Genomic DNA, 23,001 nt, shown 5'->3' on the forward strand with positions numbered 1-23,001 from the left:
GTTCACGTTTGCGCCGGCGCAAGTGGTTGCGGGCGAGGTTGTTGGCGATGCCGAACAGCCACGCCCGCGCCGACGCCCGAGCAGGGTCGAAGCCGTCGCGGCCCCTGAGCGCCGCGACGAACGTGTCCGCGACCAGGTCGTCGGCCACGCTGCCGACGAGTCTGCCCAGATAGCGGTGCAGATCGTCGGCATGCGCCTCGAACAGCTGCTCGATGTCCGCCAGCTGGCCCGGCGGCGCCCCCTCGTCGATTGCTGTCATCACGTCTCTACTTGGTCGCACCCCGCACTCGTGTTCACGACCGAGCAAAGCAGACCGCACGCACGTGAGTGGCTTACTTGCGCTCCAGCGCCACCTGAGCCACTCACGTGAGGCAAAAAGGCGCACGTGAGTGGCTCACTTCGCTTCTGGGGCGAAATGAGCCACTCACGTGAGGAAGAGGGTCAGCCGTAGGCGACGGGGAAGTGTTTGATGCCGTTGAGCCAGCCGGAGCGCAGGCGCTCGGGCTCGGCCAGCTTGCGGATGTCGGGCATGCGGTCGGCGATGGCGTTGAAGATCAGCTCGATCTCCAGCCGGGCCAGGTTGGCGCCGAGGCAGTAGTGCGTGCCGCTGCCGCCGAAGCCCAGGTGGGGGTTGGGGTCCCGGCCGATGTCGAAGGTGTGCGGGTCGTCGAAGACGTCGGGGTCGAAGTTGGCGGAGCTGTAGTACATGCCCACCCGCTGCCCCTCCTTGATCGTCACGCCGCCGATCTCCACGTCCTGGGTGGCGGTGCGCTGGAAGGCGACCACCGGGGTGGCCCAGCGGACGATCTCGTCGGCGGCGGTGGCGGTGCGCTCGGCCTTGAACCGCTCCCACTGCTCGGGGTGCTCCAGGAACGCGGCCATGCCGTGGGTGATGGCGTTGCGCGTGGTCTCGTTGCCGGCCACGGCCAGCAGCAGCACGAAGAAGCCGAACTGGTCGGAGCCCAGCGCCTCGCCGTCCACGTCGGCCTGCACCAGCTTGGTGACGATGTCGTCCATCGGGCAGGCCCGGCGCTGCTCGGCCATGTTCCAGGCGTAGCCGATGAGCTCGACGCTGGCCGCCTCCGGCTCGAGCTCGTACTCGGGATCGTCGTAGGAGATCATCTGGTTGGACCAGTCGAAGATCTTGCGCCGGTCCTCCTGCGGCACGCCCAGCAGCTCGGCGATGGCCTGCAACGGCAGCTCGCAGGCGACCTCGGTGACGAAGTCGCCGCTGCCGCGGGCCACCGCCTCGTCGACGATGCGCTCGGCCCGCTCGCGCAGCGCGTCGCGCAGGGAGTTGATCGACTTGGGGGTGAAGCCGCGGGACACGATGCCGCGGACCTTGGTGTGCTGGGGCGGATCCTGGTTGAGCATGATCAGCCTGATCATGTCCATCCGCTCGGCGGTCATCTCGTGGCCGAAGCGGACGATCGCGCCGTTGGCCCACGAGGAGAACACGTCGCTGCGGCGGGAGATCTCCCGCACGTCGGCGTGCCGGGTGGCGACCCAGAAGCCGCCGTCGCCGAAGCCGGCGCACCCGGTCGGTTGGGCGTTCCACCACACCGGCGCGGTCCTGCGCAGCTCCGCGAAATGCTGGTGTGGCACGCCGTTGGCGTAGATGTCGGGATCGGTGAAGTCGTAGCCGTCGGGTACCACGTTGCCTCCAGGCACTTCGTCGTGCGTGGAACGGGTTCTACGACGTTCCTAGCATACAGCGTTAACTAGCGGAACCCTGCTGCTCAAATGACCATTGCAACGGACGAGAACCTGTTCTAGTTTTGAGGGCATGGGCACCCCGGTGATCGTGGCGGCGGCGCGGACGCCGATCGGCAGGCGCGGCGGCTGGCTGTCCGGCCTGCACGCCGCCGAGCTGCTGGGCGCGGCCCAGCAGGCGGTGGTCGACCGGGCCGGCATCGATCCGGCTCTGGTCGACCAGGTCATCGGCGGCTGCGTCACCCAGGCTGGAGAGCAGTCGAACAACATCACCCGAACGGCCTGGCTGCACGCCGGCCTGCCGCAGGGCGCCGGGTGCACGACGGTGGACTGCCAGTGCGGCTCGGCCCAGCAGTCCACGCACCTGATCGCCGGCCTGATCGCCATCGGCGCGATCGACGTCGGCATCGCCTGCGGCGTGGAGGCGATGAGCCGGGTTCCCTTGCGTAGCAACGTAGGCACCGACGCCGGCACGCCGCGGCCGGAGTCGTGGGACATCGACCTGCCCAACCAGTACCTGGCGGCGGAGCGGGTCGCCCAGCGGCGCGGCATCACCCGTGAGGACGTCGACGCGTTCGGGTTGCGGTCGCAGCAACTCGCCCGCGCCGCCTGGGACGCCGGCCGGTTCCGGGACGAGGTCGTGCCGGTGAAGGGCGTCGACATCGACCAGGGGCTGCGCGAGACGAGCATGGAGGCGCTGGGCCGGCTCAAGCCCGTGCTGGAGGACGGCGTGCACACCGCCGGCACGTCGTCGCAGATCTCCGACGGGGCCAGCGCCGTGCTGATGGTGTCCGCCGAACGCGCCAAGGACCTGGGGCTCACGCCCCGTGCCCGGATCGTCTCGCAGTGTCTGGTCGGCGCGGAGCCCTACTACCACCTGGACGGGCCGGTCGCCGCCACCAGCCGGGTGTTGGAGCGCAGCGGCATGACGATCGGCGACCTCGACCTGTTCGAGGTCAACGAGGCCTTCGCCTCGGTGGTGCTGTCCTGGCAGGCGGTGCACCGGCCGGATCCGGCCAAGGTCAACGTCAACGGCGGCGCGATCGCCATCGGCCACCCGGTCGGCAGCACCGGCACCCGGCTGATCACCACCGCGCTGCACGAGTTGGAGCGCCGGGACGCCTCGACCGCGCTGATCTCCATGTGCGCGGGCGGCGCGCTGGGCACCGGCAGCATTCTGGAACGCATCTGACATCCCCCGTTCGCCCGGTCCTCGCGTGGCTGCCACCCGGTCTGAACATGGTGACAAGTCTGGGGTTATCCCCCGAGTGGCTGCGGGACAACTGCCGCTGCGCCGAGTGTCGGGACGCGGTCAGCGGGGGGACGGCAGCCTGGACAGGGACTTGGTGCTGGCGGAGTTGCGGACGGTGAAGGCCACGGCGTCGCCGACGTAGCGGTCGTCGGACCACTCCAGCATCACGCCGTTGGGGTCGGCGGTGCGTCGGCGTTCGCGCAGCAGCGGCGCCCGGGGCCGGACGGCCAGCAGCCGGGCGTCCTCGGCGGTGGCGGCCACGGCGTCGATCTGGTGCTCGGCGTCGGCGAAGATCACGCCGAGGTCCTCCAGCCGCTCGGTGATCGACACGACGTCCAGGTCCATGCCGGCGACCATGGCCCCGACCGGCTCCCGGTAGGCGGTGCGCTCGATCATCACCGGCCGGCCGGACAGGGAGCGGACCCGGGTCAGGTGGTAGACCCGGCTGCCCAGCGGCACCTCCAGCTGCCCGCACTCCTGCTCGCTGGCCGCCCGCAGCTCCAGCCGCTCCACCCGGCCGGCCGGCTTCTCGCCGATGGCCCGGGCCCAGCGGGAGAAGCTGACCAGCTCGTTGAACGTCTGCAACCGCGGCCCGCCGAGCACGATGCGCCGCGCGCCCTGCCGGGACGAGATCACGCCGTCGGCGGCCAGCGCGGCGAAGGCCTGCCGGATCGTGCCGCGGGAGGCGCCGTAGCGGGCGGCCAGCTCCGATTCGGACGGAAGTCGGGCTCCCGCCTGGTATGCCCCGGAGACGATGGCTGCCTTGATGTCCTCGGCCACTCGGCGGTAGAGCGTGGTCCCCATGCCCTGCACCGTAACCCGCAACCGGTCGGTCACCCGCGGTGAGGGCAACCCGACATCCACCGTTCACCTTCCTGTCCAAGCATGTTCCGACTTATCTAGCCAAGTGGTCAGTTCGGTGAACAAGTCTGCCGCCAGTCCTTCCCGTACTCCCTGGGAGTCCCCGTGAACAGAAGCCGTACCGCCCTCGCGGCCGGTCTGCTGGCGATCGTCGCGCTGGCCGCCACCGCATGCGGCTCCTCGTCGAACGCGAGCAGTGGCGCCACCAGCAAGGCCGCCACCGCCAAGACCGCCGCCGACCTGGGCGGCATGGACGCCCTGGTGGCCGCGGCCAAGGCCGAGGGCACGCTGAACGTGATCACGCTGCCGCGCACCTGGGCCGGTTACGGCGACCTGATGGACAACTTCACCATGAAGTACGGCATCAAGATCACCGACGCCAACCCGGACGGCAGCAGCCAGGACGAGATCAACGCGGTCAAGCAGCTCAAGGGCCAGGACCGCGCGCCCGACGTGCTCGACCTGGGCTCCTCGTTCGCGCTCTCGGCCGCCGGCGCCAACCTGCTGGCCCCGTACCAGGTCGCGTCGTGGAAGGACATCCCGGACTCGCAGAAGGACGCGCAGGGCCGCTGGTACAACGACTACGGCGGCTACATCTCGATCGGCTACGACGCCAAGCAGATCACCACCCCGCCGACCTCCTTCGCCGACCTGGCCAAGCCCGAGTACAAGGGCAAGGTGGCGCTCAACGGCGACCCGACCAAGGCCGGCGCGGCCTTCGCCGGCGTGTTCGCCGCGTCGCTGGCCAAGGGCGGCAACGCCGACGACATCCAGCCGGGCATCGACTTCTTCGGCCAGCTCAAGAAGTCCGGCAACTTCATCCCGGTCGGCGCCACCCAGGCCACCATCCAGTCCGGCCAGACGCCGATCACCATCGACTGGGACTACCTCCAGGTGTCGGCGGCCAACACCCTGAAGGGCAAGGTGGACTGGAAGGTCGCCGTGCCCAAGGACGGCCTGTACGCCAACTACTACAACCAGGCCATCAGCGCCACCGCCCCGCACCCGGCCGCGGCCCGGCTGTGGGAGGAGTACCTGTACTCGGCCGAGGGCCAGAACGGGTTCCTGAAGGGCTGGGCCCGTCCGGTCGAGCTGGCCGCCATGCAGTCGGCCGGCACCGTGGACAAGACCCTGTTGGACGCGCTGCCCCAGGTCAGCGGCGACTCGCCGTTCCCGACCGAGGCGCAGCTGGACGCGGCCAAGAAGGTCATCGCCGACAACTGGGCGAAGACCGTTGGCTGACCAGGCCTTCCGGAACCGGCGGCGGCTCGATCTGCTCGGGCTGCTGCCGTTTCTGGCCTATGTGGCGGTTTTCCTGGGCGTGCCGACGGTGTCCGTGGTCGTCGGCGCGTTCCAGGACGACGGCGGCGGCTGGACGCTGAGCAACATCGGCGCCGCCGTCGGCGACCCGTATCTGCACGCTTTTGTGGTCAGCACGGAGATCTCCGCGCTGACGGCGGTGATCGGCGCGGTCGTCGGGCTGGCCATCGCCTTCGCGGTGAGCGCCTCCCCGCCCGGCGGCGTGCTGCGCCAGGTGGTGTCCACGGCTTCCGGCGTGCTGGCCTATTTCGCCGGCGTGCCGCTGGCCTTCGCCTTCATCGCGGCCATCGGCAGCCAGGGTCTGGTGACCAAGTGGCTGGGCGCGCTGGGGCTGGACATCACCGGCTTCAGCCTGTTCGGCTTCGCCGGGATCACGCTGGTGTACCTGTACTTCCAGATCCCGCTGATGGTGCTGGTGATCTTCCCGGCGCTGGAGGGTCTGCGTCCGCAGTGGCAGGAGGCGGCCAGCAACCTGGGCGCGAGCCGCTGGCAGTACTGGCGGCTGGTCGGCGGCCCGCTGCTGCTGCCGCCGTTCCTGGGCGCGCTGATGTTGTTGTTCGCCAACGCTTTCGCCGCGTACGCGACGGCGGCCGCGCTGACCAACGGCATCATTGCCCTGGTGCCGATCCAGATCGCCGCGGTGATGTCCGGCAACGTGGCCGTGGGCCAGGAGAATCTCGGCAACGCGCTGGGGCTGGGCATGATCCTCATCGTCGGCCTGGCGCTGGCCGGCTACGCCTGGATGCAGCGCCGGACGTCGAGGTGGTTGCGATGACCGCGGTTGCCGATCTGACCGTCGCCACCCAGGGTCCCCGCCGCAAGCTCGGCCGGGGACGCGTTGTCGCGTGGCTGGTGCTGATCCTGGCCGCGCTGTACTTTCTCGTGCCGATCGCCGCGTCGGTGGAGTTCAGCCTGCGGGGCGTGCACGACACCCACGACCTGTCGACGTGGGAGAACCTGTTCGGGCAGCCCGGTTTCCTGGACAACCTGATCACCTCCCTCGAGCTGGCCGCCGGGACCGTGGTGATCACGCTGGTGCTGATGGTGCCCACCACCGCGTGGGTCCACCTGCGACTGCCCAAGCTCCGCCGGCTGATCGAGGCGATCTGCGTGCTGCCGCTGGTGATCCCCGCGGTGGTGCTGGCCAACGGCGTGCTGGTGGCCTTCCGCGGCGGCCCGAGCTGGATCACCGGCACTCCGGTGATCCTGGCGCTGGAGTACGTGGTGCTGGCGCTGCCGTTCACCTATCGCACGCTCGACGCCGGCCTGTCGGCGATTCCGCTGACCACGCTGGTGGAAGCCGGCCGCAATCTCGGCGCGAGCTGGCTGACCGTGCTGCTGCGGGTGGTGGTGCCCAACCTGCGCACCGCCATCCTCAACGCCTCCATCCTGAGCGCGGCGATGGTGCTGGGCGAGTTCACCATCGCCAACCTGCTGCTGATGAACACCCTGCCGGTCTGGACGGTCCAGGCCGGGCAGCAGGACGGCGAGGTCGCCACCGCGGCCTCGATGCTGATCCTGATCGTCACCTGGGCGTTGCTGCTGCTGATGTCCGTGTTCGGGCAGCGCGGCGCCCGCCGCACCGGGAGGTCCCGATGACCGCCACCATCGATCCCAGCACCGAGGCCAAGCCGGGCAGTCCGGTCCGGCTGGCCGGCCTGCGCCGCGGCTACGGCCAGGTGCTCGCGCTGGACGGGCTGGACCTGGACATCGCGCCCGGCGAGCTGGTCAGCCTGCTCGGCCCGTCCGGCTGCGGCAAGACCACCGCGCTGCGCATCGTGGCCGGGCTGGAGCACAGCGACGCCGGCGCGGTTCTGGTGGACGGCAAGGACATCAGCAAGGTGCCGGCCAACAAGCGGGACATGGCCATGGTGTTCCAGTCCTACAGCCTGTTCCCCAACCTGACCGCCGGCGAGAACGTCGCGTTCGGCCTCCGCCTGCGTGGCGTTTCCCCGGCGCAGCGCCGCAAGCGCGCCGGCGAGCTGCTGGAACTCGTCGGCCTCAACCAGCATTTCGACCGCTACGCCACCGAGATGTCCGGCGGCCAGCAGCAACGGGTGGCGCTGGCCCGGGCCCTGGCCATCGAGCCCAAGGTGCTGCTGCTGGACGAGCCACTGTCCGCTTTGGACGCAAAGGTCCGGGTGCAGCTGCGCGACGAGATCCGTGGCCTGCAACAACGTCTGGGCATCACCACCCTGTTCGTCACGCACGACCAGGAGGAGGCCCTGAGCATGTCCGACCGGGTCGCCGTGATGAACGCCGGCCGGTTGGAGCAGTGCGCCTCCCCCGACGAGGTCTACACCCGTCCCGCCACCCCGTTCGTGGCCGCCTTCGTCGGCGCCATGAACCGCATCGCCGCCATCGCCTCCGGCGCCGAGGTCGAGGTCCTCGGCCAGCGCCTGGCCGTCACCCAGCCGCCCGAGGTCCCCGCCGGCGCCAGGGTCACCGCCCTGGTGCGCCCCGAGTCCGTGCTGCTCACACCGGCCACCGCCGGCACGGTCCGAGTGGCCCGCAGCAGCTTCCGCGGCCCCGTCACCCGCGTCACCGTGGAACTGGCCGACGGCTCCGAGATCGACAGCGACCTCCCCAGCTCCGCCGCCGTCGACCTGCGCCCCGGCGCCCTCGCCGACATCCGCTTCACCCCCGAGCCGGTGATGGTCATCCAGTAGCGAACACGGTTGCCACGGCACCCCGTTCACGCCAGCGTGGACGGGGTGAAGGCCGTATATGACGAGATAGCCGACTGGTACGAGCAGATTTTCGAGCCCCAGATTTTCACGTCATTGCCTGGTTTGTCCCGGCAGCTCGTCGACCTGCTCGGCAAGGGCACCGGGGTGTGCCTGGAGGTCGGGTGCGGCACGGGGGCGCACGCGGCGGCGGTGAAGGCGCTGGGGTGGACGCCGATCGGGGTGGACCTGTCGACCGGGATGTTGGGCTACGCGATGGATCGGCTGCCGGTGCTGCGGGCCGACGCCGAGCATCTGCCGTTCCCGAGCGATTCGCTGCCGGCGGTGGTGTCGGTGATGGCGCACACCGACATGCCGGGGTATCCGACTGTGCTCAGGGAGGTGCGCCGGGTGCTGCGGCCGGGCGGGATCTTCGTGCACATCGGGGTGCATCCGTGTTTCTGCGGGCACTTCGCGGACCGGTCGGATCCGGACAACATCGTGATCGGCGCGGGCTACGGCGACGGGAGCTGGACGAAGAAGTCGTGGACGGATCGGGGGGTGCGCAACCGGGTGGGGGCGGCGCACTGGCCGATGTCCAAGCTGCTCAACGCCTTCACGGACGTCGGCTTCACGCTGGAGCGGTTCGGCGAGGGCGACGAGGCGACGCCGGTGACGTTCTCGGTGCGGGCCCGCAAACAGGGCGCGTGATCACGTAGCTTGGTGGGATGGATCTCAGGGGCCAGGTCGCCGTGGTCACCGGCGCGAGTCGTGGTGTGGGCAAGGGAATCGCCGTCGAGTTGGGGGCGGCCGGCGCCACGGTGTACGTGGTGGCACGCGGCGCCGAGCCGCTGGCCGAGACCGCGGCGGCGGTGACCGCGGCCGGCGGCGTCGGCATCGCGGCACCGGCGGACATCCTCGACGACGGGCAGACGGCGGCGCTGTTCGACCGGGTCTCCGACGAGCAGGGCAAGATCGACATCCTGGTCAACAGCGCCTTCTGCTCGCCCGACCTGGCCGGCTGGCTGGCGCGCCCGTTCTGGGAGCTGCCGATCGACAGCTGGGACCGGGTGATCGGCCTCGGCACCCGGGCGGCCTACGTGACGGCGGTGCACGCGGTGCCGCTGCTGCCGGCCGGCGGCCTGATCGTCACCGTGTCGTCCCCGGGCCAGCAGGTGCCGAACGTGGCCTACGCCGTCGGCAAGACGGCCACCGACCGGCTGGCCGCGGAGATGGCCACGCAGCTCAAACTCCGCGGTGTGGCGGTGTTCTCGCTCTGGCCGGGGCTGGTGCGCACCGAGTTCCTGCTCGCCGCCGCCCGCACCACCGACGACGGCCGCCAGGTGCTGGACTTCCCGGACGGCCGGGCGCTCGACGTGAACATGGCCGAGACGCCGCGGTTCATCGGACGCGCGGTGGTCGGCCTGGCCACAGATCCGGTGCGGCTGGAGCGGACCGGCGGCGTCGAGACCACTGCCGCCCTGTCGCAGCGCTACGGCTTCACCGACGTCGACGGCACCCGGCCGCCCACCTCCTACGAGGTCGGTTAGGCAGCGTCCATCAGCACGACGTCCGGTGTGGTGCGCGGTCGAGCATCACGCCCCGTAGACCGGCTCCGGCGGCGCGGCCTTGTCCAGCAGGGCCCGCACCGCCGGCCCGACCTCGTCCACGGGCCAGCGCTCTTCGCGCTCCACGGTCGGCCCACGCCGCCAGCCGTCGGCCAGGCAGATGCGGCCGCCGTCGACCTCGAAGACCCGTCCGCTGACGTCGCCGGCGTCCTCGCTGCCGAGCCAGACCACCAGCGGCGACACGTTTTCCGGGGCCATGGCGTCGAATCCGGTCTCGGGGGCGGCCATCTGGGCGGCGAAGGTGTCGGCGGTCATCCGGGTGCGGGCCGCCGGGGCGATGGCGTTGACGGTCACGCCGTAGCGGGCGAGTTCCGACGCGGCAACAAAGGTCAGGCCCAGGATGCCGGCCTTCGCGGCGGAGTAGTTGCCCTGCCCGACGCTGCCCAGCAGGCCCGCGCCCGAGGTCGTGTTGATCACCCGGGCCGCCGTCGGCGTGCCGGCCTTGTGCCGGGCCCGCCAGTGCGCGGCGGCGTGCCGCAGCGGGGCGAAGTGCCCCTTCAGGTGCACGCGGACGACGTCGTCCCACTCGGACTCGCTGAGGTTGACCAGCATCCGGTCCCGGACGAAGCCGGCGTTGTTGACCAGAACATCCAGCCGCCCGAAGGAATCCAGCGCGGTGTCGATCAGCCGGGCCGCGCCGTCCCAGTCGGCGACGTCGTCGCGGTTGACCACACCGCCCACCTCGGCGGCGACCTCCTCGGCGGCGTCGTCGAGATCGTTGACGACCACGCAGTAGCCGGCGGCGGCGAAGGCGAGCGCGTGGGCCCGGCCGATGCCGCGCCCAGCGCCGGTGACGATCACGACCCTGCTCATCGATCTCCCAGGTCCGATTGAGACTGCACGGTGAGGAAAGCCGGCCACTCGCCGCCGCCGTGCACGAGCAGCGTGGCGCCGGAGACGTAGGAAGCCAGCGGGGAAGCCAGGAACAGGGCGCAGTTGCCGACGTCCTCGGGCTCGGCCAGCCGCCCCAGCGGCACGGTTTTCGCCACGGCGGCGAGGTCGGGGAAGTGCACGTCGGACAGCTCGGTGCGCACCGGCCCGACGGCCAGCGCGTTGACCCGGACCTTGGGGGCCCATTCCACGGCCAGGCTGCCGGTGAGGCTGTCCAGGCCGGCCTTGGCCGCGCCGTAGCCGGCCGTGCCGGGCGAGGGCCGCCGGCCGCTGACACTGCCGACCATGACGATCACGCCGCCGTCCGGCTGGGCCTGCATGACCCGGTTGGCCGCCTGCGAGACCAGCAGCGGCGCCAACAGGTTCAGCTCGACGATCTTGGCGTGGAACCGGGGCGAGGCCTCGGCGGCGGCCGCGTGCGGGGCCCCGCCGGCGTTGTTGACCACGACGTCCAGCCGGCCGTAGGCATCGACGATGCCGTCGACCAAGGCCCCGACCTGCTCGGGTTCCCGCACGTCACAGGGCCGGAAGTCGGGGTCGCCGGGCTCGGGCGGCCGGCGGGCGCAGGTGATCACGGTCGCGCCGGCGGCGCGGAACACCCGGGCGATGCCGGCCCCCACGCCTCGGGTGCCGCCGGTCACCAGCACCACTTTCCCGGTCAGTTCCATGGGCACTTCCAAGGTCAGCCGATGCCTGTTACCGTACCAAGCAACCGCTAGGTTGGGAAGGAGTGCCGATGGGCATCTCCAGCAGCCACACCGGATCCGGCGTCACCGTGATCACCATCGACTACCCGCCGGTGAACGCGGTCCCGGTGCGCGGCTGGTTCGACCTGGCCGACGCGCTCACCGCGGCCGGCCGCAGACCGGAAACCCACGCGGTCGTGCTGCGGGCCGAGGGCCGGGGCTTCTGCGCCGGCGTGGACATCAAGGAAATCCAGCGCACGTCCGGTTTCGACGCGCTGATCGGCGCGAACCGGGGCTGCGCGGCGGCGTTCGCGGCGGTCTACGACTGCGAGGTGCCGGTGGTGGTCGCGGTCAACGGCTTCTGCCTCGGCGGCGGCATCGGCCTCGTCGGCAACGCGGACATCGTTGTGGCGTCGACGGATGCGACCTTCGGGCTGCCCGAGGTGGACCGCGGCGCGCTCGGCGCGGCCACCCACCTGGCCCGGATGGTGCCGCCGCATCTCCTGCGCGCCCTGTACTACACGGCCCGGCGGATCTCCGCCGCGCAGCTGCACCACCACGGCTCGGTGTACGAGGTGGTGCCGCCGCCGGGCCTGGACGCGGCGGCGATGGCGCTGGCCGAGGAGATCGCGGCCAAGGACACCCGGGTGATCCGCTGCGCCAAGGAGGCGCTCAACGGCATCGACCCGCAGCACGTGCACCGCAGCTACCGCTACGAGCAGGGCTTCACCTTCGAGCTGAACCTGTCCGGCGTGTCCGACGAGGCGCGGCGGGCCTTCCTGGAGGGATGACATGCGGGACAAGCGGATGAGCGCCGCCGAGGTGGCGGCCGAGCTGTCCGACGGCATGACCGTCGGCATCGGCGGCTGGGGCTCGCGGCGCAAACCGATGGCCCTGGTGCGGGCCGTTCTCGACTCGCCCGTGCGGGACCTGACGATCGTGTCCTACGGCGGCCCGGACGTCGGATTGCTCTGCGCCGCCGGCAAAGTCCGCCGGCTGGTGTTCGGTTTCGTGTCCCTGGACAGCATCGCCTACGACCCCTGGTTCCAGCGCCTGCGCCAGCAGGGCGGCATCGAGGTCGGCGAGTACGACGAGGGCATGCTCTACAGTGGACTGCTGGCCGCCTCGCACCGGCTGCCGTTCCTGCCGATCAGGGCCGGCCTCGGCTCCGACGTCATGCGGGTCAATCCCGACCTGAAGACCGTGCGCTCTCCTTATGACGACGAGGAACTGGTGGCCATGCCGGCGTTGACGCTGGACGTGGCGCTGATCCACCTCAACCGGGCCGACCGGCACGGCAACGGCCAGTACCTCGGCCCCGACCCGTACTTCGACGACCTGTTCTGCATGGCGGCCAAGCGCCGTTTCCTGTCGTGCGAACGGATCGTGGACACCGCCGAGCTCGACGGGCCGCCGCAGTCGTTGCTCACCAACCGAATGATGGTCGACGGCGTGGTCGAAACCCCCAACGGCGCGCACTTCACCTCATGCGTGCCGGACTACGGCCGCGACGAGACCTTCCAGCGCCACTACGCGAAAGCCGCCGCCGACGAGGAGCTCTGGCCCTCCTTCGTGGACCGGTTCCTGTCCCGCGGCGAGACCGGATACCAACTGGCTGTGCAGGCGATCTCATGAGCCGCATCGACGTCTGCATCGCGGCCTGCGCCGACCTGTTCCTCGGCGCCGGCGAGATCCTGGCCAGCCCCATGGGCCTGGTCCCGCAGCTGGGGGCCAAGCTGGCCCGGCTGACCAGCGAGCCGGACCTGCTGTTGTCCGACGGCGAGGCGTATCTGTTGGGAGAGCACGGGGTCGAGGGCTGGCTGCCGTACCGCAAGGTGTTCGACGTCGTCGCGCACGGCCGCCGGCACGTGGTGATGGGGGCCAACCAGCTGGACCGCTTCGGCAACCAGAACATCTCCTGCATCGGCGAGCACGAGAAGCCGACCCGGCAGCTGCTGGGTTTCCGTGGCGCGCCGGGCAACACCGTCAACCACCGCACCAGCTACTGGGTTCCCAAACACAGCCGGCGGGTCTTCGTGCCGCGGGTCGACGTGGTCAGCGGCGTCGGCCACGACCGCGGCTTCCACCACGTGCACCGCGTGGTGACCAACCTGTGCGTGCTGGACTTCGCCACCCCGGACGGCTCGATGCGGCTGGTGTCCACGCATCCCGGCGTCACCGTGGACGAAGTCCTGGACAACACCGGGTTCCCGCTGGACATCGGCGAGGCCGGCGCCACCCGCGAGCCGTCCCGGCAGGAGCTGGAGCTGATCGACAAGCTGGATCCCGACCATGCTCGCGACTGAGCTGACCCGGCTGGCCGGCGTCCGGCATCCCGTGGTGCAGACCGGGATGGGCTGGGTCGCCGGCCCGCGCCTGGTGTCGGCCACGGCCAACGCCGGCGGCCTGGGCATCCTCGCCTCGGCCACGATGACGTTCGAGGAGCTGGACGCGGCGATCGCGGAGACCAGACGCCGCACCGCCAATCCGTTCGGCGTCAACCTCCGCTCCGACGCCGCCGACGCCGCCGAGCGGGTCGACCTGCTGATCCGGCACGGCGTCAAGGTGGCCTCGTTCGCCTTGGCCCCCAAGAAGGATCTGATCACCAAGCTCAAGGACCACGGCGTCGTGGTGATGCCGTCCATCGGCGCGGTCCGGCACGCCGAGAAGGTCGCCGCCTGGGGCGCGGACGCCGTCGTCGTGCAGGGCGGCGAGGGCGGCGGCCACACGGGAGCGGTCGCGACGACGTTGCTGTTACCGAGCGTGGTCGACGCCGTCGACATTCCCGTGGTGGCGGCCGGCGGCTTCTACGACGGGCGCGGCCTGGCCGCGGCGCTGGCCTACGGCGCGGCCGGCATCGCCATGGGCACCCGGTTCCTGCTGACCAGCGACAGTCCGGTGCCGGACGAGGTCAAGCGGCTCTACCTGGTGAGAGGCCTGGACGGAACGGTTGTCACAACAAAAGTGGACGGCCTGCCCCACCGGGTGTTGCGCACCGAGCTGGTCGACCGGCTGGAGCGGACCGGCCGGCTGCGGTCGCTGCTCGGCGCGCTGGCCAACGCCAGAAAGTTCCGGGCGTTGACCGGGCTAAGCTGGCGGACGATGATCGACGACGGGCGGCGGCTCAAGCACGGCCGGGAGCTGAGCTGGTCTCAGGTCCTGATGGCCGCCAACACGCCGATGCTGCTGCGGTCCGGGCTGGTGCAGGGCCGCACCGACGCCGGCGTGCTGGCTGCCGGCCAGGTGGTGGGCGTGCTGACGGACCTGCCCAGCTGTGCGGAACTGATCACCGGCATCGTGGCCCAGGCGAGCGCCGTGATCGACGGACTGGCCGGAGGACAACGGTGGCAGAGCAGCGACTTGGCGAACTTGGAGCGGGACAGCGGCGTGGCCGACGCATCGCCATGAGCGACGCGGAACTCGACGAGTTCCTGGCGGCCGAACGGACGTGCCGGGTGGCGACGTCCGGCCCCGACGGGCCGCACCTGACCGCCCTGTGGTTCCTGTGGCACGACCGGACGCTGTGGCTGACCTCCATCACCCGGGCCAAGCGCTGGGCCCAGCTCAAGCGGGACCCCAAGGTGTCGGTTCTGGTCGACGCCGGCCGGGAATACGGGGAGCTGCGCGGGGCCGAGCTGCGAGGGTCCGTCGAGTTCGTCGGCGAGGCGCCCCGCACCGGACTGGACGTGCCGGAACTGGTGGAGCCGGAGAAGTTGTTCGCCCGCAAGTACATGGGCGGCGACCAGATGCACCACGACGGCCGGCACGGGTGGCTGCGCCTGCGGCCGCACACCGTAGTCTCCTGGGACTTCCGCAAACTCGGGTAAAACGGCGGAAAAGGTACCGACGATCGTCGGGTGCCGCCGGTGTGCGAGCGGGGCTAGCTTTCGGTTTACGCACGACTGTCCCTGCCAGTCGCCGAAAGGTATCCCATCATGCGCAAGTCTCTCGTCGCGGCAACCATCGCCGGCGCGGCCCTGGCCGCCGGCCTCGCCGCGGCCCCGGCCACCGCCGCCAGTGCCAGCCCGAACATCATCGGCGGTGGCGCGGCCAGCAACATCCCCTACGGCGCCCAGATCTACTGGACCAACGCCGGCTCCGGCAACGGCTTCGAGTGCTCCGGCACCATCATCGCGCCGCAGTGGGTGCTCACCGCGCAGCACTGCCAGAACAACCCCGGCATGTACGTCCTGGTCGGCAGCCTGAACCTGGGCCAGGGCACGCGGGCCACCGTGGACCGCCAGGTCCCCTCGCCCAACGGCGACATCCTGCTGGTGCACCTGACCACCGCCATCAACACCACGTTCAGCCGGCTGGGCTCGGCCGACCCGGCCACCGGCTCCACCAACCAGATCTACGGCTGGGGCCGCACCCAGGGCAGCAACCCGCCCTCCCCCGTGCTGAAGACCGCCAACGTGCGCGTCACCGGGCACAGCACCGACGCGTTCGGCGGCACCGCGATCGCCAGCACCGGCATCAACGGCGCGGCTTGGCACGGCGACTCCGGCGGCCCGCAGGTGTCCAACGGCGTTCAGGTCGGCGTCTGCTCCACCGGCAACAACAGCGGCTCCAACCCGCAGGGCACGCAGAACTACGCCAGCGTCGCGGCCAGCCGGACGTTCATCCGCAACACCGCGGGGGTGTGATGCGCGGCGTCATCGCGGCCGCACTGGTGGGGGCGGCCGTGCTGGCCGCCCCCGTGGCCGAGGCGGCCGTCAGCCCCGACATCATCGGCGGCACCCAGGTCAGCTCGGCCCCGTGGGGCGCGCAGGTGTTCTGGAACAGCGGCGGCAGCGAGTTCGACGGCTTCGAGTGCTCGGGCACGATCATCGCCCCGCAGTGGGTGATGACCGCGCACCACTGCCAGAGCAGCAACGGCATGCACGTCAAGGTCGGCAACGTGAACTTCGACCAGGGCACGAACGTGGCCGTGGACCGGCAGGTCACCTCGCCCAACGGCGACATCGCCCTGCTGCACCTGGCCACGGCCGTGCAGACGACGTACATGCAGCTCGGCTCGGCCGACCCGGCGACCGGTTCAACCAACCAGATCTACGGCTGGGGCCGGACGCTGAACCAGTCGCCGCCGGCCTCGGTGCTGCGCACCGCCAACGTCCGGGTGACCGGGCGGAGCACGGACGCCTACGGCGGCCGGGCCATCGCCAGCACCGGCATCAACGGGGCCGCCTGGCACGGCGACTCCGGCGGGCCCGAGGTGGCCAACGGGGTCCAGGTCGGGGTGGCCTCCACCGCCGGCAACAGCGGCTCCAACCCCCAGGGCGTGCAGAACTACGCCAGCGTCGCGGCCAGCCGCAGCTGGATCCGGTCGACCGCCGGGGTGTGAGCATCTCCATGTGACGCAGGGGTGGGTCCGGATCCGGGCCCACCCCTGCGTTCGCGGGCGGCACGCAGCAAGATGGATCGCATGGAGTACACGCACCTCGGCCGCACCGGCCTGTCCGTCTCGCGGCTGTGCCTTGGCACGATGAACTTCGGCCCGCAGACCGACGAGCCGACAAGCCGCGCGATCATGGACGAGGCCCTGGCGCAGGGCATCAACTTCTTCGACTCGGCCAACGTCTACGGCGGCGAGGCCGGCCGCGGGCGCACCGAGGAGATCATCGGCGACTGGTTCGCCACCGGCGGCAACCGCCGCGAGCGGACCGTGCTGGCCACCAAGCTCTACGGCGCCACCGGCGACTGGCCCAACGAGGGCAAGCTGTCGGCCCTCAACATCCGCCGGGCCATCGACGCCTCGCTGCGCCGGCTGCGAACCGACTACGTGGACCTGTACCAGTTCCACCACGTCGACCGGGACACCCCGTGGGACGAGATCTGGCAGGCCTGCGAGACGCTGGTGACCCAGGGCAAGGTCCTCTACTTCGGGTCGTCCAACTTCGCCGGCTGGCACCTGGCCGTGGCCCAGGCCGAGGCGGCCAAGCGCCACTTCCTCGGCCTGGTGGCCGAGCAGTCGCACTACAACCTGCTCACCCGGCACGTGGAGCTGGAGGTGCTGCCCTCGGCGCAGGCCCACGGCATCGGCGTCATCCCGTGGAGCCCGCTGGGCTCGGGCCTGCTCGGCGGCGCGGTGCGCAAGCAGCGCGAGGGCAGCCGCCGCTACAGCGAGCGGGCCGCCGCGTCGCTGGAGAAGCACCGCGAGCAGCTCGGCGCGTACGAGGACCTGGCCGACAAGCTCGGCCACGAGCCCGGCGACCTGGCCCTGGCCTGGCTGCTGCACCAGCCGGCGGTGACCGCGCCGATCATCGGCCCGCGCACCTCGGCCCAGCTGGACGGCGCGCTGAAGGCGTTGGAGATCAAGCTGACGGCCGACGACCTGGCGGCGATCGACGAGATCTTCCCGGGCTACCGGACCGCGCCCGAGCACTATGCGTGGTAGCCGGTAGCCGGCGGGGGCGGCGCCCTTCCCCGGAACGGCGCCGCCCCCACTGGCCAGCGTAACCCGCCATCCGTTGCTTATATAAGCTCGTGCTGATACTTTGCCGGCATGTTCGACGTGAAGCAGCAGATCAACGCCGTGAGCCGGCAGGTCGGCGGCCGGACGCTGGCGGCGGGCGAGGCCCGCACCGTCACCCTCAGCCAGACGTACAAGACCGACGTCGACGACCTGTGGGACGCCGTGACCAGCGCCGAGCGCATCGGCCGCTGGTTCCTGCCGGTCACCGGCGAACTCCGGCTCGGCGGCCGCTACCAGCTCCAGGGCAACGCCGGCGGCGCCGTCACCGCGTGCGAGCCGCCCAGCGCCTACGACGCCACCTGGGAGATGGGCGACCAGGTCAGCTGGATCGAGGTGCGCCTGTCCCCCGTCGACGGCGGGGCCCGGCTGGAGCTGCGCCACATCGCCGTCGTCGGCGAGCACTGGGACACCTACGGGCCCGGCGCGGTCGGCATCGGCTGGGACGGCATGCTGCTGGGACTGGCCAACCACCTCGCCACCGGCGGGGGCATGGACCAGGCGGCCGCGGCCGAGTGGATGGCCACCCCCGAGGCCAAGCAGTTCCACACCCTCAGCGGGCAGGCGTGGACCGAGGCCGACATCGCCTTCGGCGCCGACCCGGCCAAGGCCCGCGAGGTCGGCGACCGGACCATCGCCTTCTACACCGGCGGGTGACCGGCAATTCCGCCGGATAAACAATTCCGCCGAAGGCGAACGCCGAAATGCCGCGAATGGCGTGCGACACGCTGCGGCACCCGGGCGGCTGCCCTGTCGTCGCAGGTCAGCGCCGCGTTCGGCGATCACCGTACTGCTGTGGGCGAACACGGCCGTGCCGCCGAACTCCGTCCCGATCCGCTCGGCTAGAGTAGCCAGCAGGAATCAGGAGTCCTGGCTTTCAAGAAGAGGCGGACAGAAGTGGAACACCACGCCAACGCGAACCTCGTGGCGCGAGCGTCCGGGATGAACCTCACCGACTCGGTGTACGAGCGCCTGCTCCGCGACCGGATCATCGTGCTCGGCTCCGAGGTCGACGACGACGTGGCCAACCGGATCGTCGCCCAGCTGCTGCTGCTGACCGCGGAGAACCCCGAAGAGGACATCAAGCTCTACATCAACTCCCCCGGCGGCTCGGTCACCGCGGGCTTCGCGATCTACGACACCATGCAGTTCGTGCAGCCCGACGTGCAGACCTACGCCATGGGCCTGGCCGCGTCGATGGGGCAGTTCCTGCTCTCCTCCGGCGCCCCCGGCAAGCGCTACGCGCTGCCATACGCCCGGATCATGATGCACCAGCCGTCCGGCGGCGTCGGCGGCACCGCCTCCGACATCAAGATCCGCGCCGAGGTCTACGGGCTCTGGAAGAAGGAGCTCGCCGAGATCACCGCGCGCCAGACCGGCCAGCCGGTCGAGAACATCATCCGCGACGGCGACCGCGACCGCTGGTTCACCGCCAAGGACGCCCTCGCCTACGGCTTCATCGACCACGTCATCGAGCACAGCAGCGGGCTGTAGTTCCTGGGACCCCCATGTCTGCGGAAAGCGCAGACATGGGGAACCCGCTGGCGTCTTGTGGGGCTCGCGCCCCACACCCCCAGGCAGGGCGGGCTTCGCCCCCCTGCACCCTCCAAGCTCGTGACTAGGTGGGCCAGCGGAAGCGCTGACCCGCCCGAGCTCGTGGGAGGGGTATGCCAGCCGAAAGCGCTGGCCATCTCGCTCGGTGTGTTTTGCGGGGCTCTCGCCCCACACCCCAAGGCAGGGCGGGCTTCGCCCCCCTGCACCCCCCAAGCTCGTGCTGGCGATCAGGTGCGGCGGAGGAGGGTGGGGTCTATGTCGGCCGGTGGCTCGCCGGCGCCCAGGTCGGCTGGGTCGTAGCCGGTGGGGTAGCCGGGGTAGGTGCGGTTGTGGGGGTCGTTGGCGAGTTTGGAATGGCGGCGCGGGGGGAGCTCGCGGACGATCGCGGAGCGGAGGCGGACGCCGGACTCGGAGAGCCGGGTGAGCCACGACGGCGCCGGGCGGAAGCCGAAGGAGTCCAGCAGGGGGCGGTCCATCAGGGACCGCAGAGCCGGGCGGATCAAGGGGCGGGCCGCTTTCGGGTACCAGGAGCAGAACAGCTCAAGGGTGTAGCCGCCGATGGCGGCGTTGTCCGTGGTGTAGATGAAGTTCCGCCGCTCGTAGTCCACATTGAACTGTTCGTACTCGGCGTAGTCGGTGGGGATGTCGCGGATTCCCATGCGGGCGCCGACGGCGCGGTAGAAGTGGAACGCGGCGAGGCGTTCGTGCGAGGACAGCCGCCGCCAGCCGAAGCGGTCGAGCCAGCGGGCAGGCTCGAACACGAAAGTGGACAACACGTACAGCATGTCCTCGTTGGTGATGCGGTAGCGGCCGTGCGCCCGGTTGATGGACCGCAGGGCGGCCTTGCCCCGGAGCGAGTCGTAGCCGTGCTCCATCATCTCGGCGATGAGCAGCGCGGTGTCGTCGTAACGCCGCTGCGGCCGCCGCTCGAACTCCCGGGTGGCGGCCAGCAGCCGGGAGATCGAGGGCGCGCAGTAGGTGCGGAACAGGGCGTACTCCATGGAACGCTGGTAGTCCCAGGGAAACTCGAAGCCCGCGGATAGCCGGTAGATCTCCTGGTGGTCACGCTCGGGATCCAGCGCCAGGATGCGCCGGAGGTTGTCCCAGCGGCCCATGGCGCTATCCCATCCACTCGCGCAGGGTGCGCACGTCCCCGATCGGATCCGGACCGACGGGGGTCACGTTGAGCATGGTCACGCCGGCCTCGCGGAACGCCTCGAGCCGCTCCTTGACGTGCCCGGCCGGGCCGACCAGGGCGGTCAGCTCCAGGAACTCGGCCGGCACCGCGGCGGCGGCCTCCTCCTTGCGGCCCGCCAGGTACAGGTCCTGGATGGTGGCCGCCTCGGCCTCGTAGCCGTAGCGGCGCATCAGGTCGTTGTAGAAGTTGCGGCCCCGCGCGCCCATGCCGCCGACGTAGAGCGCGACGTTCGCCCGGGCCAGCTCCCGCAGCCCCGTCACGTCCTCGCCGATGGCCAGCAGGCCGCTGGCCACGACGTCAAGCGGGCCGCGGGTCCGACGGGCCCGGCCGGCGTCCAATGCCTTGCCCCACACCGACTTCGCCTTCTCCGGCAGGAACAGGATCGGCAGCCAGCCGTCGGCGATCTCGGCGGTGAGCTCGACGTTCTTGTCGCCGAGGGCGGCCACGTACACGGGGATCTCGTCACGGACCGGCTTGGTCAGCATCTTCAGCGGCTTGCCCAGGCCGGTGCCGCCGGGGTAGGGCAGCTGGTAGATGCCGTCGTTGGTGATCACTTCCCGCCGCCACATGCGGCGGCACAGGTCGATGATCTCGCGGGTGCGGGCCAGCGGCCGGTCGTAGCGCACGCCGTGCCAGCCCTCGATCACCTGCGGGCCGGACGCGCCCAGGCCGAGCAGGGCCCGGCCGCCGGAGACCGCGTCCAGGCCGGCGGCGGTCTGGGCGATCAGCGCCGGGGTGCGGGTGTAGATCGGCAGGATCGCCGAGCCGATCAGCACCCGCTCGGTGCGGGCGGCCAGATAGCCCATCAGGGTCGGGGCGTCGAAGCCGTAGGCCTCGGCCACCCACACCGCGTCCAGGCCGGCCTGTTCCAGGGCCACCGCCTGGTCGACGGTCCGCACCGCGTCGCCTGCGTACTGCAAGAACGTGCCGAGCCGCATGTCCGCGCTCCTCGTCGTGCCTACCTGGCCGCGCCGACCGCCGCCATAGGACATATAATATATCTTATGGCCAGACCGTTGACCTCCCGCCCGCAGCTGTCCGACGAGGTCGCCGCGCACCTCCGCGAGGCGATCATGTCCGGCGCGCTGCGGCCCGGGCAGTTCGTCCGTCTCGACGCCGTGGCCGCCGAGCTGGGCGTCAGCGTCACGCCGGTCCGCGAGGCCCTGCTGGCCCTGCGCGGCGAGGACATGGTCGAGCTCGAGCCCCGCCGCGGCTTCGTGGTCAGTCCCCTGTCCCGCCGGGACGTCGAGGACATGTTCGGCCTCCAGGCCGACCTGGCCGCCGAGCTGGCCGCCCGGGCCACCGAGCTGATCAGCCCCGAGCAGCTGCGGCACGCCGAGCAGGTCGCCGCCGAGCTCGCCGCCGCCCGCGGGCACCAGGAGATCAGCGCGCTGGAGTTCGAGTTCCACCGTCTGATCAACAAGACTGCCGGCTCCCGCAAGCTGGCCCGCTTCCTCGACATGGCCAGCCGCCACATCCCGGCCCGGGTCTACACCGCCGATCCCGAGTGGCACCGCCAGGTTGTCGCCGACCACGCGGCCCTGGTGGACGCCCTGCGCTCCCGCGACCCCGACGCCGCCCGCGCCGCCACCCTCAGCCACCTCCGCGACGGCGAGCAGCGCCTGCTGCGCCACCTCGACGCCGTGGGCATGTGGTCCACCCCGGACGGTCCAGATGGTGGGAATCCGGGTTTTCCCACGACACACCGGCCTTCCACCAGGTGAGCTCGGCCGCGATGTCGACCTTGTGGTTGCCACTAGACCCGCTCCGGTAACCTTTGTCGGGAGGTCGAGAGGCGCTGCAACGGGCTCGGTCCCGCCACGCTCGGCTTTGCTCCACGACGACCAAGGGCGCCTCCCGCGACTGGGAGGTGGCTGGTGTCCGAAAACGCGCTGAAGGACCTGCTCCAGCAACGGATCGCCGTGCTGGACGGCGCCTGGGGCACCATGTTCCAAAACGTGGGACTCACGCCCGAGGACTACCGGGCCGGGCGGTTCGACAACCACTCCAGAGACGTCGTCGGCGACCCCGACCTACTCAGCATCACCCGCCCGGACGTCGTACTCGACGTGCACCGCCAGTACCTGGCCGCCGGCGCGGACATCGCCTCCACGAACACCTTCACCGCCACCGGCATCAGCCAGGCCGACTACGACCTGCAGCACCTGGTCCGGGACATGAACATCGAGGCCGCCGGCCTGGCCCGGCAGGCGGCCGACGAGTTCGGCGACCGCTTCGTCGCCGGCTCCGTAGGCCCGCTCAACGTCACCCTGTCACTGTCGCCGCGGGTCGAGGACCCGGCCTACCGGGCGGTCTCCTTCGACCAGGTCCGCGACGCCTACGCCGAGCAGATCTCCGCGCTGGCCGAGGGCGGCGTCGACCTGCTGCTGATCGAGACGATCTTCGACACGCTCAACTGCAAGGCGGCCATCGCCGCGGCCAAGGAGGTCGCCCCCGACCTGCCGCTGTGGATCTCGGTGACCATCGTCGACCTGTCCGGCCGCACCCTGTCCGGCCAAACCGTGCAGGCCTTCTGGCAATCGATCGAACACGCCAACCCGCTGGTCGTCGGCGTGAACTGCTCACTGGGCGCCGCCGAGATCCGCCCGCACCTGGCCGAGCTGTCACGGCTGGCGAACACCTACACCGCCTGCCACCCCAACGCCGGCCTGCCCAACGCCTTCGGCGGCTACGACCAGACACCGGACGAGACCGGCGCGCTACTCGGCGAGTTCGCCGAGTCCGGCCTGCTCAACATCG

25 protein-coding genes and 1 pseudogene are annotated in these 23,001 nt (G+C 70.9%); 19 read left to right on the top strand and 7 right to left on the bottom strand.

From position 1 onward, the window contains the following. Positions 1-16: 16 nt before the first annotated feature. Positions 17-259: pseudogene (locus ACIG5F_RS15970) on the bottom strand (RNA polymerase sigma factor); the annotation flags it as partial. A gap of 182 nt (positions 260-441) precedes the next feature. Then, positions 442-1,656, bottom strand: a complete 1,215-nt coding sequence (locus tag ACIG5F_RS15975; RefSeq protein WP_396518439.1) for a cytochrome P450 — start codon at positions 1,654-1,656, stop codon at positions 442-444. 130 nt (positions 1,657-1,786) lie between these two features. Here ACIG5F_RS15975 and ACIG5F_RS15980 point away from each other — a divergent pair, with 130 nt between their 5' ends. Continuing rightward, complete coding sequence (locus ACIG5F_RS15980) at positions 1,787-2,905, top strand: steroid 3-ketoacyl-CoA thiolase (RefSeq protein WP_396518440.1); 1,119 nt, start codon at positions 1,787-1,789, stop codon at positions 2,903-2,905. Positions 2,906-3,025: 120 nt separating this feature from the next. On the opposite strand, the gene ACIG5F_RS15985 is transcribed toward ACIG5F_RS15980, so the two are convergent. Beyond that, on the bottom strand, positions 3,026-3,769 hold the full coding sequence (locus ACIG5F_RS15985; protein WP_396518441.1) for a GntR family transcriptional regulator: 744 nt from the start codon (positions 3,767-3,769) through the stop codon (positions 3,026-3,028). A 162-nt stretch (positions 3,770-3,931) separates the two neighbouring features. On the opposite strand from ACIG5F_RS15985, the gene ACIG5F_RS15990 reads away from it, so the two are divergent. Genes ACIG5F_RS15990 through ACIG5F_RS16015 form a run of 6 tightly spaced genes read left to right on the top strand, consistent with a single transcriptional unit; the run spans position 3,932 to position 9,362 of the window. Next, positions 3,932-5,068 carry an ABC transporter substrate-binding protein gene (locus tag ACIG5F_RS15990; RefSeq protein WP_396518442.1) on the top strand — a complete coding sequence of 379 codons (1,137 nt, stop codon included), beginning with the start codon at positions 3,932-3,934 and terminating at the stop codon, positions 5,066-5,068. Next, positions 5,061-5,921: an ABC transporter permease gene (locus ACIG5F_RS15995; RefSeq protein WP_396518443.1), complete on the top strand. Its 861-nt coding sequence runs from the start codon at positions 5,061-5,063 to the stop codon at positions 5,919-5,921. The genes ACIG5F_RS15990 and ACIG5F_RS15995 overlap by 8 nt, the downstream gene beginning before the upstream one ends. After that, complete coding sequence (locus ACIG5F_RS16000) at positions 5,918-6,745, top strand: ABC transporter permease (protein WP_396518444.1); 828 nt, start codon at positions 5,918-5,920, stop codon at positions 6,743-6,745. Before ACIG5F_RS15995 ends, ACIG5F_RS16000 begins: the two co-directional genes overlap by 4 nt. Continuing rightward, a complete protein-coding gene (locus ACIG5F_RS16005; RefSeq protein ID WP_396518445.1) occupies positions 6,742-7,815 on the top strand; it encodes an ABC transporter ATP-binding protein in 1,074 nt (357 codons plus the stop codon). Before ACIG5F_RS16000 ends, ACIG5F_RS16005 begins: the two co-directional genes overlap by 4 nt. Before the next feature lie 45 nt (positions 7,816-7,860). Beyond that, positions 7,861-8,523, top strand: coding sequence for a class I SAM-dependent methyltransferase (locus ACIG5F_RS16010; RefSeq protein WP_396518446.1), 663 nt, complete (start codon positions 7,861-7,863; stop codon positions 8,521-8,523). Positions 8,524-8,540: 17 nt separating this feature from the next. Continuing rightward, positions 8,541-9,362, top strand: a complete 822-nt coding sequence (locus tag ACIG5F_RS16015; protein WP_396518447.1) for an SDR family NAD(P)-dependent oxidoreductase — start codon at positions 8,541-8,543, stop codon at positions 9,360-9,362. Positions 9,363-9,407: 45 nt separating this feature from the next. On the opposite strand, the gene ACIG5F_RS16020 is transcribed toward ACIG5F_RS16015, so the two are convergent. Both ACIG5F_RS16020 and ACIG5F_RS16025 read right to left on the bottom strand, forming a co-directional pair. Then, the gene (locus ACIG5F_RS16020) at positions 9,408-10,253 is read right to left on the bottom strand and encodes an SDR family oxidoreductase (RefSeq protein WP_396518448.1); all 846 of its coding nucleotides are present in this window, start codon (positions 10,251-10,253) and stop codon (positions 9,408-9,410) included. Next, entirely contained in the window at positions 10,250-10,999 is a 750-nt protein-coding gene (locus tag ACIG5F_RS16025; RefSeq protein WP_396518449.1) for an SDR family oxidoreductase, read from the bottom strand. Before ACIG5F_RS16025 ends, ACIG5F_RS16020 begins: the two co-directional genes overlap by 4 nt. A gap of 68 nt (positions 11,000-11,067) precedes the next feature. Here ACIG5F_RS16025 and ACIG5F_RS16030 point away from each other — a divergent pair, with 68 nt between their 5' ends. The 10 genes from ACIG5F_RS16030 to ACIG5F_RS16075 all read left to right on the top strand — a co-directional run bounded on the left by ACIG5F_RS16030 (position 11,068) and on the right by ACIG5F_RS16075 (position 18,983). After that, positions 11,068-11,808: an enoyl-CoA hydratase family protein gene (locus ACIG5F_RS16030; protein WP_396518450.1), complete on the top strand. Its 741-nt coding sequence runs from the start codon at positions 11,068-11,070 to the stop codon at positions 11,806-11,808. A 1-nt stretch (position 11,809) separates the two neighbouring features. Continuing rightward, the gene (locus ACIG5F_RS16035; protein WP_396518451.1) at positions 11,810-12,652 is read left to right on the top strand and encodes a CoA transferase subunit A; all 843 of its coding nucleotides are present in this window, start codon (positions 11,810-11,812) and stop codon (positions 12,650-12,652) included. Continuing rightward, positions 12,649-13,323: a CoA-transferase subunit beta gene (locus ACIG5F_RS16040; protein WP_396518452.1), complete on the top strand. Its 675-nt coding sequence runs from the start codon at positions 12,649-12,651 to the stop codon at positions 13,321-13,323. Before ACIG5F_RS16035 ends, ACIG5F_RS16040 begins: the two co-directional genes overlap by 4 nt. Next, the gene (locus ACIG5F_RS16045; RefSeq protein ID WP_396518453.1) at positions 13,310-14,425 is read left to right on the top strand and encodes an NAD(P)H-dependent flavin oxidoreductase; all 1,116 of its coding nucleotides are present in this window, start codon (positions 13,310-13,312) and stop codon (positions 14,423-14,425) included. The genes ACIG5F_RS16040 and ACIG5F_RS16045 overlap by 14 nt, the downstream gene beginning before the upstream one ends. Then, positions 14,422-14,844, top strand: a complete 423-nt coding sequence (locus ACIG5F_RS16050) for a pyridoxamine 5'-phosphate oxidase family protein (RefSeq protein WP_396518454.1) — start codon at positions 14,422-14,424, stop codon at positions 14,842-14,844. The genes ACIG5F_RS16045 and ACIG5F_RS16050 overlap by 4 nt, the downstream gene beginning before the upstream one ends. Positions 14,845-14,952: 108 nt before the next feature. Continuing rightward, positions 14,953-15,663 carry a S1 family peptidase gene (locus ACIG5F_RS16055; protein ID WP_396518455.1) on the top strand — a complete coding sequence of 237 codons (711 nt, stop codon included), beginning with the start codon at positions 14,953-14,955 and terminating at the stop codon, positions 15,661-15,663. Beyond that, entirely contained in the window at positions 15,663-16,361 is a 699-nt protein-coding gene (locus ACIG5F_RS16060) for a S1 family peptidase (RefSeq protein WP_396518456.1), read from the top strand. Before ACIG5F_RS16055 ends, ACIG5F_RS16060 begins: the two co-directional genes overlap by 1 nt. 81 nt (positions 16,362-16,442) lie before the next feature. Then, positions 16,443-17,414 carry an aldo/keto reductase gene (locus tag ACIG5F_RS16065; protein ID WP_396518457.1) on the top strand — a complete coding sequence of 324 codons (972 nt, stop codon included), beginning with the start codon at positions 16,443-16,445 and terminating at the stop codon, positions 17,412-17,414. 108 nt (positions 17,415-17,522) lie between these two features. Further along, positions 17,523-18,146 (top strand): SRPBCC family protein, encoded by a 624-nt coding sequence (locus ACIG5F_RS16070; protein WP_396518458.1) that lies wholly within the window; start codon positions 17,523-17,525, stop codon positions 18,144-18,146. Positions 18,147-18,386: 240 nt separating this feature from the next. Continuing rightward, complete coding sequence (locus tag ACIG5F_RS16075) at positions 18,387-18,983, top strand: ATP-dependent Clp protease proteolytic subunit (RefSeq protein ID WP_396518459.1); 597 nt, start codon at positions 18,387-18,389, stop codon at positions 18,981-18,983. A 287-nt stretch (positions 18,984-19,270) separates the two neighbouring features. Here the strand turns inward: ACIG5F_RS16075 and ACIG5F_RS16080 are convergent, their stop codons facing one another. Together ACIG5F_RS16080 and ACIG5F_RS16085 are read right to left on the bottom strand one after the other, a co-directional pair. Continuing rightward, complete coding sequence (locus tag ACIG5F_RS16080) at positions 19,271-20,158, bottom strand: oxygenase MpaB family protein (protein WP_396518460.1); 888 nt, start codon at positions 20,156-20,158, stop codon at positions 19,271-19,273. 4 nt (positions 20,159-20,162) lie between these two features. Beyond that, on the bottom strand, positions 20,163-21,179 hold the full coding sequence (locus ACIG5F_RS16085; RefSeq protein ID WP_396518461.1) for an LLM class F420-dependent oxidoreductase: 1,017 nt from the start codon (positions 21,177-21,179) through the stop codon (positions 20,163-20,165). A gap of 66 nt (positions 21,180-21,245) precedes the next feature. Between ACIG5F_RS16085 and ACIG5F_RS16090 the strand changes: the two genes are divergently transcribed. Continuing rightward, positions 21,246-21,965 carry a GntR family transcriptional regulator gene (locus ACIG5F_RS16090; RefSeq protein WP_396518462.1) on the top strand — a complete coding sequence of 240 codons (720 nt, stop codon included), beginning with the start codon at positions 21,246-21,248 and terminating at the stop codon, positions 21,963-21,965. 222 nt (positions 21,966-22,187) lie between these two features. Continuing rightward, a partial coding sequence (locus ACIG5F_RS16095; RefSeq protein WP_396518474.1) for a homocysteine S-methyltransferase family protein occupies positions 22,188-23,001 on the top strand: 814 nt, incomplete at its 3' end.

The sequence above is a fragment of the Kutzneria sp. NPDC052558 genome (assembly GCF_044547355.1).
GTDB lineage: Bacteria > Actinomycetota > Actinomycetes > Mycobacteriales > Pseudonocardiaceae > Kutzneria.

Bases quoted from the DNA above. Each gene is read 5' to 3' on its own strand.
- ACIG5F_RS16030 (WP_396518450.1), top strand. From the start codon at position 11,068: ATGGGCATCTCCAGCAGCCACACCGGATCCGGCGTCACCGTGATCACC.
- ACIG5F_RS16080 (WP_396518460.1), bottom strand. From the start codon at position 20,158: ATGGGCCGCTGGGACAACCTCCGGCGCATCCTGGCGCTGGATCCCGAG.
- ACIG5F_RS16060 (WP_396518456.1), top strand. From the start codon at position 15,663: ATGCGCGGCGTCATCGCGGCCGCACTGGTGGGGGCGGCCGTGCTGGCC.
- ACIG5F_RS16085 (WP_396518461.1), bottom strand. From the start codon at position 21,179: ATGCGGCTCGGCACGTTCTTGCAGTACGCAGGCGACGCGGTGCGGACC.
- ACIG5F_RS16040 (WP_396518452.1), top strand. From the start codon at position 12,649: ATGAGCCGCATCGACGTCTGCATCGCGGCCTGCGCCGACCTGTTCCTC.
- ACIG5F_RS16005 (WP_396518445.1), top strand. From the start codon at position 6,742: ATGACCGCCACCATCGATCCCAGCACCGAGGCCAAGCCGGGCAGTCCG.
- ACIG5F_RS15985 (WP_396518441.1), bottom strand. From the start codon at position 3,769: ATGGGGACCACGCTCTACCGCCGAGTGGCCGAGGACATCAAGGCAGCC.
- ACIG5F_RS16055 (WP_396518455.1), top strand. From the start codon at position 14,953: ATGCGCAAGTCTCTCGTCGCGGCAACCATCGCCGGCGCGGCCCTGGCC.
- ACIG5F_RS16000 (WP_396518444.1), top strand. From the start codon at position 5,918: ATGACCGCGGTTGCCGATCTGACCGTCGCCACCCAGGGTCCCCGCCGC.
- ACIG5F_RS16050 (WP_396518454.1), top strand. From the start codon at position 14,422: ATGAGCGACGCGGAACTCGACGAGTTCCTGGCGGCCGAACGGACGTGC.
- ACIG5F_RS16065 (WP_396518457.1), top strand. From the start codon at position 16,443: ATGGAGTACACGCACCTCGGCCGCACCGGCCTGTCCGTCTCGCGGCTG.
- ACIG5F_RS16025 (WP_396518449.1), bottom strand. From the start codon at position 10,999: ATGGAACTGACCGGGAAAGTGGTGCTGGTGACCGGCGGCACCCGAGGC.
- ACIG5F_RS16045 (WP_396518453.1), top strand. From the start codon at position 13,310: ATGCTCGCGACTGAGCTGACCCGGCTGGCCGGCGTCCGGCATCCCGTG.
- ACIG5F_RS16090 (WP_396518462.1), top strand. From the start codon at position 21,246: ATGGCCAGACCGTTGACCTCCCGCCCGCAGCTGTCCGACGAGGTCGCC.
- ACIG5F_RS16035 (WP_396518451.1), top strand. From the start codon at position 11,810: ATGCGGGACAAGCGGATGAGCGCCGCCGAGGTGGCGGCCGAGCTGTCC.
- ACIG5F_RS16015 (WP_396518447.1), top strand. From the start codon at position 8,541: ATGGATCTCAGGGGCCAGGTCGCCGTGGTCACCGGCGCGAGTCGTGGT.
- ACIG5F_RS15980 (WP_396518440.1), top strand. From the start codon at position 1,787: ATGGGCACCCCGGTGATCGTGGCGGCGGCGCGGACGCCGATCGGCAGG.
- ACIG5F_RS16070 (WP_396518458.1), top strand. From the start codon at position 17,523: ATGTTCGACGTGAAGCAGCAGATCAACGCCGTGAGCCGGCAGGTCGGC.
- ACIG5F_RS16020 (WP_396518448.1), bottom strand. From the start codon at position 10,253: ATGAGCAGGGTCGTGATCGTCACCGGCGCTGGGCGCGGCATCGGCCGG.